The sequence below is a fragment of the Pseudovibrio japonicus genome, assembly GCF_014651595.1.
GTDB classification, from domain to species: Bacteria; Pseudomonadota; Alphaproteobacteria; order Rhizobiales; family Stappiaceae; genus Pseudovibrio; species Pseudovibrio japonicus.
Window position 1 is genome coordinate 838 of the sequence record NZ_BMXE01000016.1, and the last position, 292, is coordinate 1,129.

General features: G+C 50.3%; 1 pseudogene. It reads left to right on the forward strand.

Annotated elements, in window-relative coordinates:
• Positions 1-292 (forward strand): annotated as a pseudogene (locus tag IE076_RS22575) (hypothetical protein); the annotation flags it as partial.

Sequence of the window (292 nt, forward strand, 5' to 3'; positions counted from 1 at the left end):
TTTTGGAGAGATTAAACAGGCGCACAACGATTTTGTCGTAGCTTCTGGCTGGTCCTCTCAGGATCTGTATCCTCGGATACTAGGTGATGTGAACGGGGACGGCCGAGCAGATATTGTTGGGTTTGGAGAAACTGGTGTATCGGTTGCAATGGGTATTGCTGATGATGTACTGAGTGGAGGTGCTGGAGACGACACATTTGTGTTCACCGGTGGATCCTTCGGGCACGATGTTATCACTGATTTCGTCGCGGGAGCAGGGTCTGAAGATTCCATTCGCTTTGCCACGGATTTC